Below are 13,964 nucleotides of genomic sequence, written 5' to 3' on the forward strand. Positions count from 1 at the left end.
AAACGGGCAAAAGAGCAACAGTTCGCGCAAGATCAACGTGATCTTGGGGGGTGTCAGGGGGTGGGGAGGGTGAGGGTGGCTTCGGTGCCGCCGCCTTCGGCGGGGCGCAGGGTGAGGGAGCCGTCGTGGAGGTCGGCTACCCAGCGGGCGATGGCCAGGCCCAGGCCGGTGCCGTTGGGGGAGCCGGGGCGGAAGCGCTCGCCAGCGGCGGTGGGCAGGTCGGCGCCGGGGCCGGGGCCGGCGTCGCGGACGACGACCGAGCCTGGTTCGACGGTGAGGGTGATGGTGGCGGGGGACTCGCCGTCGCGGCCGTGCTGGACGGCGTTGTGGATCAGGTTGCGCAGGGCTATGCGGACCAGGGTGGGGTCACCCAGGGCGACGGCGGCGCGGGTGTACGCCGTGGCGGTGTGCGGGGGCTGCACCGTGTCGGCCAGCACCTCCTCGGCGAGCTGGTCCAGCCGGAACCGCTGGCGCTCCAGGTGGCGCAGGCCCGCGACCAGCCGGGCCCGGGTGAGCAGCGCGGCGACCGCGTCGGTGAGCCGGTCGGTGGCCGCGATGACCCGGCGCAGCGCGTCCGGCTGCCGGGCGGGCGAGTCCAGCGCCGACTCCGACACCGCCCGGATCACCGTCAGCGGGGTACGCAGCTCGTGGGCGGCGTCGGCGACGAAGCGCTCCTGCTGGGTGAGCGCGTCCGCGATGGGCTGGGTGCCGCGGCGGGCCAGCAGGTAGCCGCCGACGCAGGTCATCACCGTGAACGCGGTGCCGCCGACGACCAGCGCGAGGGCCAGCCGCTGGTGTGCGGCCTGCCCCGGCCCCGGGTCGGCGACCGCGACGACGGTGCCCGCGATCGCCCCGGTCTCGGCGTGCCGGAACGGCACCGCGAGCAGGTGTACGACCTCCTGCCGCTCGTCACGCACCGCCTCGCTCAGCTCGCCGCCCACCGAGCGCACCTGCCGCGCGGGCCCGAGCAGCGTCGGCGGCGCGATCACGGCCAGCCGCGCCGGATGCGCGAACACCAGCGTGACATCGGTCCGATCGGCCTCATATACATAGACCGCGGTGGAGCCCTGCGCTATGGCGTTGTCGTACAGCTTGTCCAGCAGCAGCGCACCCGAGTCGTAGTACAGCAACGCCACCGCGGTCCCCGCCGTGCGATGCAGGTCGGCCGCCACCGCCTCCGCCCGCTGCCGCTCATCGACGACGAGCGCCACCGCCCCCATCCCCGCCAACCCGATGATGTTCAGCGCCAACAGCAGCGCCGTCAACCGCATCCGCAACCCCGCCAGCCGCTCCGCGGTCTGCAGCTGCCGCGTCTCCCGCCTCATACCGCTTCCTCGTTCATCGGCCGGCCAGGTCGACGCGGTAGCCGGTGCCGCGGACGGTGGTGATGACGGGAGGGTCGCCCAGTTTGCGGCGGAGTTGGCCTACTACGACGTCTACGACGTTCGAGGTGGGGTCGGCTTGTTCGTCCCAGCAGTGTTCGAAGAGGTCGGCTCGGGTGACGACGGCGGGGCGGCGGACCAGGAGCATCTCCAGGACGGAGAACTCCTTGGGGGTGAGGGTCAGCAGGACGCCGTCGCGGCGGACCTCGCGGCGGGCGGTGTCGACCTCGACGTCGCCGGCGCGCATGACCGGGGGGAGCGTGGTGCCGCGGCGGCGGCAGAGGGCGCGTACCCGGAGCACGAGCTCGGCGGCGACGAAGGGTTTGACGACGTAGTCGTCGGCGCCCGCCTCGAAGCCGGCGACGCGGTCGGTGACGTCGTCCAGGGCGGTCAGCATGAGGGCGGGCACGCCGAGGCCGGCCTCGCGGCGGCGGCGCAGCTGGCCGGCGGAGTCGCCCTCGGGCAGGATGCGGTCCAGGACCAGGCAGTCGTAGTCGTTGACGCTCATGTTGACGTCGGCCTGGCTCCAGTCGGCCGCCTGGTCGACGGCGAAACCGACCGCGCGCAGGGCGGTCACGACCACCCCACGCACCTCAGGATCGTCCTCGACCACCAGCACCCGCACGGCGGCGAGGCTAGCAACCAAGGTGCTCGTCCGGCTAGCGCGGCCGCTGGGAGCGGGTCGCCGGGACCGGCGGTCGTCACAGCGTGTCCCCGGCCACCCGCGCTCCCTGCCTGAGATCACGGGCCGGTAAAGTAGTCAGGTCTGTTCTTTGTCAAGTATCTGATCATGTACGGGAGCCTGGCTGTGGCTAGCACGAACGACCTCAAGAACGGCATGGTGCTCAACCTCGACAAGGAGCTCTGGGCCGTCGTCGAGTTCCAGCACGTGAAGCCCGGCAAGGGTCCGGCCTTCGTGCGGACGACCCTCAAGCACGTGCTCACGGGCAAGGTCGTCGACAAGACCTTCAACGCCGGCACCAAGGTCGAGACCGCGAACGTCGACAAGCGTTCGATGCAGTACCTGTACGTCGACGGCGAGGACTACGTCTTCATGGACCTGGACACCTACGACCAGATCCACGTCAGCGGCGAGACCGTCGGCGACGGTGTGAACTACCTGCTGCCCGAGGCCGAGGTCGTCGTCGCCACGCACGAGGGCGTGCCGCTGTACGTCGAGCTGCCGACCTCGGTGATCGTCAAGGTCACCTACACCGAGCCGGGCCTGCAGGGCGACCGCTCGACCGGCGGCAACAAGCCGGCCACCATCGAGACCGGCGCGACCGTGCAGGTGCCGCTGTTCATCGTCACCGACGAGAAGATCAAGGTCGACACCCGCGACGGCCGTTACCTGGGCCGGGCCTGATGGGCCTCGTGCCCGTCCGGGGGACTGCTCGTGGCTGAGGGACCGAAGTCGCAGATGCCCGCGCGCCGCAAGGCACGCAAGCGGGCGCTCGACGTGCTTTACGAGGCGGATCTGCGCGACCTGCCGGTGCGCACCGTGCTGGCGGCATACCTGGAGCGCATGGAGTCGCCGCGCCCGGAGCACCTGCCGTACGCGGTCTCGCTGGCCGAGGGTGTCAACGAGCACCTGGACGACATCGACGAGACGATCGCCACCTTCGCCGAGGGCTGGACGATCGACCGGATGCCGGTGGTCGACCGCAACCTCGCCCGCATCGCGGTGTACGAGCTGCTCTACGTGCCCGAGATCGACGACCCGGTGGCCATCACCGAGGCGGTCGAGCTGGCCAAGGAGCTGTCCACCGACGATTCGCCGCGCTTCCTCAACGGCCTGCTCGGCCGTATCGCGGACTACGCGCCGCGCCACTGAGCACACACCACGCGAAAGCGGCCTTCCACCCCGGCGGGGGTGAAAGGCCGCTTTCGTCGTGCGGGAGAGTGTCAGCTCGCGAAGAACGCGCGCGGGTCGGCGACGAGCACGCCGTGGTCGGCCAGCCGCTCGATCAGCTCGGAGGGGGTGCAGTCGTAGAAGACGGCCAGCGCCTGCAGGTCGACGGCGCGGATGGAGAGCACCCGGCCGTTGTAGTCGCCGCGCTGCTGCTGGATGGCGCGCGCGTAGCGGGCGACGGAGGCGAGGTCCTCCTTGGCGCCGTCGTAGAGGCGCTCCAGGTCGAGGACGATCTTGCTCGTCGCCTCCTGGCGCGGGGCGGGGCCGTCGGGCAGCAGCTCGCCCACGGGCACCCGGTAGAAGTCGGCCAGCTCGGCCAGTCGGGACACCGTGACAGCACGGTCACCACGCTCGTACGAGCCGACGACCACAGCCTTCCAACGCCCGTTCGACTTCTCCTCCACGCCCTGCAGGGACAGGCCCTGCTGCTGGCGGATGGAGCGCAGTCGCGCACCGAGGGACTTGGCGTAATCAGACGGCATTCCGACACTCCCAGCTATATGCCGGGGCGGGTTCCCCGACGATCGCTACGCAGCGTGACGGTACGGCGCGGAAGACACGCGGTCAAGTGCTCGTTGACCACCAAGTTGAGACAACCTCATCCGACTAGCTTGATCAACTGAACTGATCCGCCAGTGTCAACGGTATGACCTGCGGATTGACTCACCCCCGCGCGTCGCCGCCACTCGCCACGCTGCTAAGTTTACTGATCAGATGGTCGCCGGCCACGGCCGACGATCATGACCTTGACATCCTTTAACGACCCGTCCGGTGAGGCGGGGAAGGAGGTCTGCCTTGGCGCGCCCAATGACAGACGAGTCGCACCAGCAGCAGCCGGCCGGGCCGGCTCCCACGAAGACCGTTCTCTCCGCCGCGGACGTCTCCCGCGTGCTGGACCGCATCGCGCACCAGATCCTGGAGAAGACCTCCGGGGCCTCCGACGTGGTGCTGATGGGCATCGCCACCCGCGGGGTCCCGATCGCCCGCCGCCTCGCCGAGCGCATCCACGCCTTCGAGGGCGTACAGCTGCCGGTCGGCATCCTCGACATCACGCTCTACCGCGACGACCTGCGCAGCAGCTCCGTCCGCGCGGTCGGGCGCACCGAGGAGCCCGCAGGCGGCGTGGACGGCCGCAAGGTCATCCTGGTCGACGACGTGCTCTTCTCCGGCCGCACCATCCGGGCCGCCCTCGACGCCCTGTCCGACCTCGGCCGCCCCGCCGCCGTGCAGCTGGCCGTGCTCGTCGACCGCGGCCACCGGCAGCTGCCGATCCGGGCCGACTATGTCGGCAAGAACATCCCCACCGCCCTGTCCGAGCAGGTCAGAGTAAAGCTGGTGGAGATCGACGGGAACGACGAGGTGGTCCTCGCCACCGGTGGAAAGGGCGGCATCCGATGAAGCACCTGCTGTCGACGGCCGACCTGGACGCGGCCACGGCGACCGAGATCCTGGACATCGCCACCGAGATGGCCAGCGTCTCCGGCCGCGAGATCAAGAAGCTGCCCACCCTGCGCGGCCGCACCGTGGTGAACCTCTTCTACGAGGACTCCACCCGCACCCGGATCTCCTTCGAGGCCGCCGCCAAGCGCCTGTCCGCCGATGTGATCAACTTCTCGGCCAAGGGCTCCAGCGTGGAGAAGGGCGAGAGCCTCAAGGACACCGCCTGGACGCTGCAGGCCATGGGCGCCGACGCGGTCGTCATCCGGCACCCCGCCTCCGGCGCGCCGCACCGGCTGGCCAACTGGGTCAGCGGCAGCGTGCTCAACGCCGGCGACGGCACCCACGAGCACCCGACGCAGGCGCTGCTGGACGCGTACACGATCCGCTCGCGGATGGGCCGCATCGACGGCCTGCACGTCGCGATCGTCGGCGACGTGCTGCACAGCCGGGTGGCCCGGTCCAACGTGCTGCTGCTCAACACCCTCGGCGCGAAGGTGACCCTGGTCGGCCCGCCGACCCTGGTGCCGACCGACCTCAACGCCTCGGTCCAGGTCGCCTACGACCTCGACGCGGTGCTGCCGCAGGCCGACGTGGTGATGATGCTGCGGGTGCAGCGCGAGCGCATGACCGACTCCTACTTCCCCTCGGCGCGGGAGTACTCCCGCCGCTACGGCCTCGACGGCGCGCGGCTGCGCCGCATGCCCGCGCACGCGATCGTCATGCACCCCGGTCCGATGAACCGGGGCATGGAGATCACGCCCGAGGTGGCCGACTCGCCCCGCTCCACCATCGTCGAGCAGGTCACCAACGGCGTCTCCGTGCGCATGGCCTGCCTCTACCTCCTGCTGGGCGGTGCCCGATGACGCAGCCCGCCAGCAGCCCGATGACCGTCCGGAGGACGCCCGTGCCCGACATCCTGATCCGCAACGCCCGCGTGCTCGGCGGCGAGCCGACCGACCTGCTGCTGCGCGACGGCGTGATCGCCGAGATCGGCGCGGGCCTGGCTGCCGACGGTGCCGAGGTGGTCGACGGCACCGGCTTGGTCGCCCTGCCCGGCCTGGTCGACCTGCACACCCACCTGCGCGAACCGGGCCGCGAGGACGCCGAGACGGTGTACACCGGTTCCCGCGCCGCGGCGCTGGGCGGCTACACCGCGGTCTGCGCCATGGCCAACACGTCCCCGGTGGCCGACACCGCGGGCGTGGTCGAGCAGGTGTACCGGCTGGGTCAGGAAGCCGGACTGGTCGACGTGCAGCCGATCGGGGCGGTCACCGTCGGGCTGGCCGGCGAGCGGCTGGCCGAGCTGGGCGCGATGGCCGACTCGGCGGCGCGGGTGCGGGTCTTCTCCGACGACGGCTTCTGCGTGGCCGACCCGCGGCTGATGCGCCGGGCACTGGAGTACGTCAAGGCGTTCGACGGGGTCATCGCCCAGCACGCCGAGGAGCCGCGGCTCACCCAGGGCGCGCAGATGCACGAGGGCGACGTCTCCGCGCGGCTCGGCCTGACCGGCTGGCCCGCCGTCGCCGAGGAGTCGATCATCGCGCGGGACGTGCTGCTGGCCGGCCACGTGGGCGCGCGCCTGCACGTCTGCCACGTGTCCACCGCGGGCAGCGTCGAGATCATCCGGATGGCCAAGGCCCGCGGCGTCCGCGTCACCGCCGAGGTCACCCCGCACCACCTGCTGCTGACCCACGAGAAGGCGGAGTCCTACGATCCCGTCTACAAGGTGAACCCGCCGCTGCGCACCGACGCCGACGTCGAGGCGCTGCGCGAGGGCCTGCGCGACGGCACCATCGACATCGTGGCCACCGACCACGCCCCGCACGCCGCGGAGGACAAGGAGTGCGAGTGGGCGTACGCCCGCCCCGGCATGCTCGGCCTGGAGACCGCGCTGCCGATCGTGCTCGACGTGCTCGGCGACGACTGGGAGCTGATCGCCGAGCGCATGTCGTACGCGCCCGCCCGCATCGCGGGCCTGGACGGGCACGGCAACGCGATCGTCGCGGGCGCGCCCGCGAACCTGACCCTGGTCGACCCCACGGTGCGGTGGAGCGTCGACCCGACCGGGCTGGCCAGTCTCAGCCACAACACGCCGTACGCCGGGATGACCGTGCCCGGCCGGATCGTCGCCACCTTCCTGCGGGGCGTGCCGACGGTGCTCGACGGAAAGGTGCAGAAGTGACAGAGGCGATCTTGGTCCTGGAGGACGGTCGCGTCTTCCGGGGCGAGTCCTACGGGGCCGTCGGCGAGACCTTCGGCGAGGCGGTCTTCACCACCGGCATGACCGGCTACCAGGAGACCCTCACCGACCCGTCGTACCACCGCCAGGTCGTGGTGCAGACCGCGCCGCACATCGGCAACACCGGCGTCAACGACGAGGACGACGAGTCCGACCGGATCTGGGTCGCGGGCTACGTGGTGCGCGACCCCGCTCGGGTGCCGTCGAACTGGCGCTCGACCGAGGACCTGGGCACCCGGCTGGAGCGCTCCGGCGTGGTCGGCATCAGCGGCGTCGACACCCGGGCGCTGACCCGGCACCTGCGCGAGCGCGGCGCGATGCGCGTCGGCGTGTCCAGCGTCGAGCGCGACCCGCAGGCGCTGCTGGCCCGCGTGCTGGAGCAGCCGCAGATGACCGGTGCCGACCTGTCCGCCGAGGTCACCACCCCGGAGGCGTACACCGTCGACGCGGTCGGCGAGCACCGCTTCACCGTCGCGGCCCTGGACCTGGGCATCAAGCGCAACGTGCCCCGGCGGCTGGCCGCGCGCGGCGTGACCACGCACGTGCTGCCCGCCAACTCCACGCTCGGCGACCTGCTGTCGGTCGGCGCGGACGCGGTGTTCTTCTCGCCCGGCCCCGGTGACCCGGCCACCGCCGACCACGCGGTGATGCTGGCGCAGGAGGTGATGAAGCGGAGCCTGCCGCTGTTCGGCATCTGCTTCGGCAGCCAGATCCTGGGCCGCGCTCTCGGCTTCGGCACGTACAAGCTGGGTTATGGACACCGCGGCATCAACCAGCCGGTGATGGACCGCGGCACCGGCAAGGTCGAGGTCACCTCGCACAACCACGGCTTCGCGGTCGACGCGCCGCTCGAGGGCGTGGCCGACACCGGTTTCGGCCGGGTCGAGGTGTCCCACGTGTGCCTGAACGACAACGTGGTGGAGGGCCTGCGCGCGCTCGACGTGCCCGCCTTCACCGTGCAGTACCACCCGGAGGCGGCAGCGGGGCCGCGCGACGCCGACTACCTGTTCGACAGGTTCGTGGAATTGGTCGAACGGCCCGGCCAGGTCCGTGCGCAACTCATCAACGGAGGCAAGTGAGATGCCGAAGCGGACCGATCTCAAGCACGTGATGGTCATCGGCTCCGGGCCGATCGTCATCGGCCAGGCCTGCGAGTTCGACTACTCCGGCACCCAGGCGTGCCAGGTGCTGCGCAGCGAGGGCCTGCGGGTCAGCCTGGTCAACTCGAACCCGGCGACGATCATGACCGACCCGGAGTTCGCCGACGCCACCTACATCGAGCCGATCACGCCCGAGTTCGTGGAGAAGGTCATCGCGGCCGAGCGCCCCGACGCGCTGCTGCCCACCCTGGGCGGCCAGACCGCGCTGAACACCGCGGTCGCCCTGCACGAGTCCGGGGTGCTGGAGAAGTACGGCGTCGAGCTGATCGGCGCCGACATCGAGGCGATCCGGCGCGGCGAGGACCGGCAGCTGTTCAAGGACATCGTCGCCAAGGCCGGGGCCCGGCTCGGGCTGACCGGTGACCTGGTGCCGCGCAGCCGGGTCTGCCACTCCATGGCCGAGGTCCGCGACACCGTCGCCGAGCTGGGCCTGCCGGTCGTCATCCGGCCGTCGTTCACCATGGGCGGCCTCGGCTCGGGCATGGCGCACACCCCGGAGCAGCTCGACCTGATCGCGGGCAGCGGCCTGGCCGCCTCGCCGGTGACCGAGGTGCTCATCGAGGAGAGCGTGCTCGGCTGGAAGGAGTACGAGCTCGAGCTGATGCGCGACAAGCACGACAACGTCGTGGTCATCTGCTCGATCGAGAACATCGACCCGATGGGCGTGCACACCGGCGACTCGGTGACCGTCGCCCCGGCGATGACCCTCACCGACCGCGAGTACCAGGACATGCGCGACCTCGGCATCGCCGTGCTGCGCGAGGTCGGCGTCGACACCGGCGGCTGCAACATCCAGTTCGCGATCCAGCCGGACACCGGCCGCATCGTGGTCATCGAGATGAACCCGCGGGTCTCGCGCTCGTCGGCGCTGGCGTCCAAGGCGACCGGCTTCCCGATCGCGAAGATCGCGGCGAAGCTGGCCATCGGGTACACCCTCGACGAGATCCCGAACGACATCACCCTCAAGACGCCGGCCGCGTTCGAGCCGACGCTCGACTACGTGGTCGTGAAGATCCCGCGCTTCGCGTTCGAGAAGTTCCCCGGCGCGGACCCGGAGCTGACCACCACCATGAAGTCGGTCGGCGAGGCGATGAGCCTGGGCCGCAACTTCCCCGAGGCGCTGAACAAGGCGATGCGCTCGATGGAGACCAAGGCCGCCGGCTTCTGGACCGCCCCGGACCGCTTCGGCTCCGTCGAGGAGGCCCTGGACGCGCTGCGCACGCCGCACGACGGCCGCCTGTACGCCGTCGAGGAGGCGCTGCGCCACGGCGCGACCGTCGCCCAGGTGACCGAGGCGTCGGGCGGCATCGACCCGTGGTTCGTGGACCAGATCCTCGGCCTGGTCGAGCTGCGCGCGCAGATCCTCGACGCGCCCGTGGTCGACCTGGCGCTGCTGCGCAAGGCCAAGCGGGCCGGCCTGTCCGACCGGCAGCTCGCCGCGCTGCGCCCGGAGTTCGCGGGTGAGGACGGGGTGCGCACCCTGCGCCACCGCCTCGGCGTACGCCCGGTCTACAAGACGGTCGACACCTGCGCCGCCGAGTTCGCCGCCGCCACGCCGTACCACTACTCCTCCTACGACGAGGAGACCGAGGTCGCCCCGAGCGACCGGCCCAAGGTGCTGATCCTGGGCAGCGGCCCGAACCGCATCGGCCAGGGCATCGAGTTCGACTACTCGTGCGTGCACGCCGTCATGGCCCTCAAGGGCCGGTACGAGACCGTCATGGTCAACTGCAACCCGGAGACGGTGTCGACCGACTACGACACCGCCGACCGCCTCTACTTCGAGCCGCTGACCTTCGAGGACGTCCTCGAAGTGGTGCATGCCGAGCACAGCTCCGGCGTCGCCGCGGGCGGCCCGGGTGTCATCGGCGTCATCGTGCAGCTCGGCGGGCAGACGCCGCTGGGTCTGGCGCAGCGGCTCAAGGACGCCGGCGTGCCGATCGTGGGCACCAGCCCCGAGTCGATCCACCTCGCCGAGGAGCGGGGCGCGTTCGGCCGGGTGCTGGCCGAGGCCGGGCTGCGGGCTCCCGCGCACGGCACCGCGACGTCGTACGCCGACGCCAAGCGCATCGCCGACGAGGTCGGCTACCCGGTGCTGGTCCGGCCGTCGTACGTGCTCGGCGGGCGCGGCATGGAGATCGTCTACGACGACGCCACGCTGCGCGACTACATCGCCCGCGCCACCGACATCTCGCCCGAGCACCCGGTGCTCGTCGACCGGTTCCTCGACGACGCCATCGAGATCGACGTGGACGCGCTCTGCGATGCCGACGGCGTCGTCTACATCGGCGGCGTGATGGAGCACATCGAGGAGGCCGGCATCCACTCCGGCGACTCGGCGTGCGCGCTGCCGCCGATCACCCTGGGCGGCCGCCACCTGGACGTGGTGCGCGAGTACACCGAGGCGATCGCCCGCGGCGTCGGCGTGCAGGGCCTGCTCAACGTGCAGTACGCCCTCAAGGACGACATGCTCTACGTGCTGGAGGCGAACCCGCGCGCCTCGCGTACCGTGCCGTTCGTCTCCAAGGCGACCGCGGTTCCGCTGGCCAAGGCCGCCGCCCGGATCATGCTCGGCGCGACCGTCGCCGAGCTGCGGGCCGAGGGCATGCTGCTGGCCGAGGGAGACGGCGGCCTGCTGCCGGAGAACTCCCCGGTCGCGGTCAAGGAGGCGGTGCTGCCGTTCAAGCGCTTCCGCACCCCCGCCGGCAAGGGCGTCGACACCCTGCTCTCCCCGGAGATGAAGTCCACCGGCGAGGTCATGGGCATCGACATGGCGTTCGGCCACTCCTTCGCCAAGTCCCAGGCCGCGGCGTACGGCACCCTGCCGACCAGAGGCAAGATCTTCGTCTCGGTGGCCAACCGCGACAAGCGCGGCATGATCTTCCCGGTCAAGCGCCTGGCCGACCTCGGCTTCGAGATCGTAGCCACGGTAGGCACCGGCGAGGTCCTCCGCCGCCACGGCATCGTCTGCGAGGTGGTCGGCAAGCACAGCGACGACGCCGACCGCGACGCGGTAAGCCTCATCGCCTCCGGCGAGGTCAAGATGGTCATCAACACCCCCCAGGGCTCCGGCGCGAAGGCCCGCTCCGACGGCTACGAGATCCGATCCGCCGCCGTCTCCGCCGACATCCCCTGCTGCACCACCGTCCCCGGCGCAGCGGCAGCGGTGATGGGCATCGAAGCCCTGATCCGCGGCGACATGACCGTCCGCCCCCTCCAACACCTCCACGCCGTCATCCGCCCGGAGCTCTCCGCGTGACCGCCCCCCTCACCGCGACGATCTTGCGTGAACTGTGGGTACGACACGCCCATGCCGCCCAAAAGGGCAACAGTTCGCGCAAGATCGTTGTGATCATGACGCGGGGTGGTGTGGGGTGACGGTGTTTGAGAGGGTGGTGCGGCCTCGGTTGTTTCGGATCGGGGGCGGGGATGCCGAGCATGCGCATGAGTGGACGTTGCGGCGGCTGGCCGGGATCGCCCGGCAGCCGGCGGTGTTGGGTCTGCTGAAGCGGCGGTATGCGGTCGAGCGGCCGGTGGACGTGTTCGGGGTGCGGTTTCCGAATGCGGTCGGGCTGGCGGCGGGGATGGACAAGAACGGGGTCGCGCTGAAGGCGTGGCCTGCGCTCGGGTTCGGGTTCGTCGAGGTCGGCACGGTCACCGCGTTGGGGCAGCCGGGTAATGAGCGGCCTCGACTGTTCCGGTTGCCGGACAGTCGGGCGATCATCAACCGGATGGGGTTCAACAACGAGGGCGCCCACGCGCTCGCGTCGCGGCTGGCCGCGTTGGGGCCGCTGGGGGTGCCGTTGGGGATCTCGCTGGGCAAGTCCAAGGTGACGCCGCTGGAGGAGGCTGTCGCGGACTACCGGGCGTCGTACGACGCGCTGAAGTCCTATGGCGACTACTTCGCCGTCAACGTGTCCTCGCCGAACACCCCGGGTCTGCGCAGTCTGCAGGATCGCGACCAGCTGGACGCGATCCTGGCGGCGTTGACCGAGCCACGTGCGTCCCTGCCGGACGGATCGGCGGCCTCCGGTGGCGCGGAGCCGCCGGCGGCGCCCGGGGCGGCGGGCGGTGTGGGGCAGGGCAAGCCGGTGCTGGTGAAGATCGCGCCGGATCTGACCGACCATGCCATCGCCGAGCTGCTCGAAGTGTGCCTGGCGCGGGGCGTGGCGGGTCTGATCGCGACGAACACCACGCTCAGCCGCGACGGCGTCGCCCGAGCGGACCAGGGCACGGCGGCGCAGGCGGGCGGGTTGTCCGGGGCGCCGCTGACCGAGCGGGCGAACAAGGTCGTGTCGTTCGTGCACGGCGAGACGGGCGGACGGCTGCCGATCATCGGCGTCGGCGGCCTGATGAGCGCCGACGACGCGGCCCGCATGTTCGACGCGGGCGCGAGCCTGGTGCAGCTCTACACCGGATTCATCTACCACGGCCCCGCGCTCGTGCGCGCCGCCGCACGACGGGCCCCGGAGGGCACACGGTGACCGACGAGGTTGAGAAGGGCACCTTCCACAACGCGGAGCGTTGGGAAGGTGCCCTTCCTTTCACTGAGCTGCTGGAGCTGGACCGGGCGCACGTGTGGCACCCGTACGGGCCCATGCCGGGGCGGCAGACGCCGCTCGTCGTGGACAGCGCACAGGGCACGCGGCTGAGGCTGGCCGACGGGCGGGAGCTGATCGACGGGATGTCGAGCTGGTGGGCGGCGATCCACGGCTACCGGCACCCGGTGCTCGACGCCGCGGTCACCGACCAGCTCGGGCGGATGAGTCATGTCATGTTCGGCGGGCTCACCCACGAGCCGGCGGTACGGCTGGCCGGCAAGCTCGTCGACATCACCCCGCCCGGGCTGGAGCACGTGTTCCTGGCCGACTCGGGCTCGGTGAGCGTCGAGGTCGCCATCAAGATGTGCCTGCAGTACCAGGTGTCGCGGGGCCGCCCGGCCAAGCGGCGGCTGGCGACGTGGCGCGGCGGCTACCACGGTGACACGTGGCAGCCGATGAGCGTGTGCGATCCCGAGGGCGGCATGCACTCCCTCTGGGGCGGCGCGCTGCCCCGCCAGGTGTTCGTGGACGCGCCTCCGGCGGAGTACGACGAGTCCTATGTGACCGTGCTCAAGGAGGCGCTGGCGGCGTACGCGCACGAGCTGGCCGCGGTCATCGTCGAGCCGGTGGTGCAGGGCGCGGGCGGCATGCGCTTCCACGACCCGCGTTACCTGCGCGCGCTGCGCGACCTGTGCGACGAGTTCGACGTGCTGCTGGTGTTCGACGAGATCGCCACCGGCTTCGGGCGCACCGGCGAGCTGTTCGCCGCCGACCACGCCGGGGTGACACCCGACGTGATGTGCCTCGGCAAGGCGCTCACCGGCGGATATCTGACACTCGCCGCGGCGCTGTGCACCGGTGAGGTGGCCCGGGGCATCTCCGAGGGCGCGGTGCCGGTGCTCGCGCACGGGCCCACGTTCATGGGCAACCCGCTGGCCTGCTCCGTCGCCAACGCCAGCATCGAGCTGCTGCTGTCGGGTGACTGGCGGGCGGACGTACGCCGGATCGAGGCAGGGCTGCGGGCCGGCCTGGCACCGGTGCGCGAGCTGCCCGGCGTGGCCGACGTGCGGGTGCTGGGCGCGATCGGTGTGGTGCAGCTCGACCACGACGTGGACATGGCGGCCGCCACGGCCGCCGCGGTGGAGCACGGCGTGTGGCTGCGCCCGTTCCGCGATCTGATCTACACGATGCCGCCGTTCGTCAGCTCCGATGAGGATGTGTCGGCGATCACCAAGGCGATGTGTGCGGCCGCGGCGGCCTGTTCGTCGTGACCTGTCGCCCGCGCGGTCG

Annotated in this window: 12 protein-coding genes; 9 read left to right on the plus strand and 3 right to left on the minus strand. The window is 71.3% G+C overall.

Going from position 1 to position 13,964, the window contains the following annotated elements; translation table 11 throughout:
* Positions 1-53 precede the first annotated feature (53 nt).
* A complete protein-coding gene (locus tag Cco03nite_RS07000; RefSeq protein ID WP_203689962.1) occupies positions 54-1,325 on the minus strand; it encodes a sensor histidine kinase in 1,272 nt (423 codons plus the stop codon).
* 13 nt (positions 1,326-1,338) lie between these two features.
* Positions 1,339-2,007, minus strand: a complete 669-nt coding sequence (locus tag Cco03nite_RS07005; protein ID WP_203689963.1) for a response regulator transcription factor — start codon at positions 2,005-2,007, stop codon at positions 1,339-1,341.
* A gap of 183 nt (positions 2,008-2,190) precedes the next feature.
* Between Cco03nite_RS07005 and efp the strand changes: the two genes are divergently transcribed.
* Together efp and nusB are read left to right on the plus strand one after the other, a co-directional pair.
* Positions 2,191-2,748 carry an elongation factor P gene (gene efp / locus Cco03nite_RS07010; protein ID WP_203689964.1) on the plus strand — a complete coding sequence of 186 codons (558 nt, stop codon included), beginning with the start codon at positions 2,191-2,193 and terminating at the stop codon, positions 2,746-2,748.
* A gap of 54 nt (positions 2,749-2,802) precedes the next feature.
* Complete coding sequence (nusB, locus tag Cco03nite_RS07015) at positions 2,803-3,216, plus strand: transcription antitermination factor NusB (RefSeq protein WP_203690101.1); 414 nt, start codon at positions 2,803-2,805, stop codon at positions 3,214-3,216.
* Between the two features lie 71 nt (positions 3,217-3,287).
* On the opposite strand, the gene bldD is transcribed toward nusB, so the two are convergent.
* Positions 3,288-3,776 (minus strand): transcriptional regulator BldD, encoded by a 489-nt coding sequence (gene bldD, locus Cco03nite_RS07020; protein ID WP_203689965.1) that lies wholly within the window; start codon positions 3,774-3,776, stop codon positions 3,288-3,290.
* 325 nt (positions 3,777-4,101) lie between these two features.
* Here bldD and pyrR point away from each other — a divergent pair, with 325 nt between their 5' ends.
* The 7 genes from pyrR to Cco03nite_RS07055 all read left to right on the plus strand — a co-directional run bounded on the left by pyrR (position 4,102) and on the right by Cco03nite_RS07055 (position 13,945).
* Positions 4,102-4,692, plus strand: coding sequence for a bifunctional pyr operon transcriptional regulator/uracil phosphoribosyltransferase PyrR (gene pyrR / locus Cco03nite_RS07025; protein WP_203689966.1), 591 nt, complete (start codon positions 4,102-4,104; stop codon positions 4,690-4,692).
* Positions 4,689-5,597, plus strand: a complete 909-nt coding sequence (locus tag Cco03nite_RS07030) for an aspartate carbamoyltransferase catalytic subunit (RefSeq protein WP_203689967.1) — start codon at positions 4,689-4,691, stop codon at positions 5,595-5,597. The genes pyrR and Cco03nite_RS07030 overlap by 4 nt, the downstream gene beginning before the upstream one ends.
* Before the next feature lie 20 nt (positions 5,598-5,617).
* Positions 5,618-6,916 carry a dihydroorotase gene (locus tag Cco03nite_RS07035; protein ID WP_373314217.1) on the plus strand — a complete coding sequence of 433 codons (1,299 nt, stop codon included), beginning with the start codon at positions 5,618-5,620 and terminating at the stop codon, positions 6,914-6,916.
* The gene (gene carA / locus Cco03nite_RS07040; RefSeq protein ID WP_203689973.1) at positions 6,913-8,052 is read left to right on the plus strand and encodes a glutamine-hydrolyzing carbamoyl-phosphate synthase small subunit; all 1,140 of its coding nucleotides are present in this window, start codon (positions 6,913-6,915) and stop codon (positions 8,050-8,052) included. The genes Cco03nite_RS07035 and carA overlap by 4 nt, the downstream gene beginning before the upstream one ends.
* Position 8,053: 1 nt before the next feature.
* Positions 8,054-11,392, plus strand: a complete 3,339-nt coding sequence (gene carB / locus Cco03nite_RS07045; RefSeq protein WP_203689981.1) for a carbamoyl-phosphate synthase large subunit — start codon at positions 8,054-8,056, stop codon at positions 11,390-11,392.
* A 115-nt stretch (positions 11,393-11,507) separates the two neighbouring features.
* Positions 11,508-12,617: a quinone-dependent dihydroorotate dehydrogenase gene (locus Cco03nite_RS07050; RefSeq protein ID WP_203689983.1), complete on the plus strand. Its 1,110-nt coding sequence runs from the start codon at positions 11,508-11,510 to the stop codon at positions 12,615-12,617.
* A 68-nt stretch (positions 12,618-12,685) separates the two neighbouring features.
* Positions 12,686-13,945, plus strand: a complete 1,260-nt coding sequence (locus tag Cco03nite_RS07055; protein ID WP_203690103.1) for an adenosylmethionine--8-amino-7-oxononanoate transaminase — start codon at positions 12,686-12,688, stop codon at positions 13,943-13,945.
* The last annotated feature ends 19 nt before the right edge of the window (positions 13,946-13,964 follow it).

The organism is Catellatospora coxensis, assembly GCF_016862635.1.
Taxonomy (GTDB): domain Bacteria; phylum Actinomycetota; class Actinomycetes; order Mycobacteriales; family Micromonosporaceae; genus Catellatospora; species Catellatospora coxensis.

Bases quoted from the DNA above. Each gene is read 5' to 3' on its own strand.
- Cco03nite_RS07000 (WP_203689962.1), bottom strand. From the start codon at position 1,325: ATGAGGCGGGAGACGCGGCAGCTGCAGACCGCGGAGCGGCTGGCGGGG.
- nusB (WP_203690101.1), top strand. From the start codon at position 2,803: ATGCCCGCGCGCCGCAAGGCACGCAAGCGGGCGCTCGACGTGCTTTAC.
- bldD (WP_203689965.1), bottom strand. From the start codon at position 3,776: ATGCCGTCTGATTACGCCAAGTCCCTCGGTGCGCGACTGCGCTCCATC.
- pyrR (WP_203689966.1), top strand. From the start codon at position 4,102: ATGACAGACGAGTCGCACCAGCAGCAGCCGGCCGGGCCGGCTCCCACG.
- Cco03nite_RS07030 (WP_203689967.1), top strand. From the start codon at position 4,689: ATGAAGCACCTGCTGTCGACGGCCGACCTGGACGCGGCCACGGCGACC.
- Cco03nite_RS07035 (WP_373314217.1), top strand. From the start codon at position 5,618: ATGACCGTCCGGAGGACGCCCGTGCCCGACATCCTGATCCGCAACGCC.
- carB (WP_203689981.1), top strand. From the start codon at position 8,054: ATGCCGAAGCGGACCGATCTCAAGCACGTGATGGTCATCGGCTCCGGG.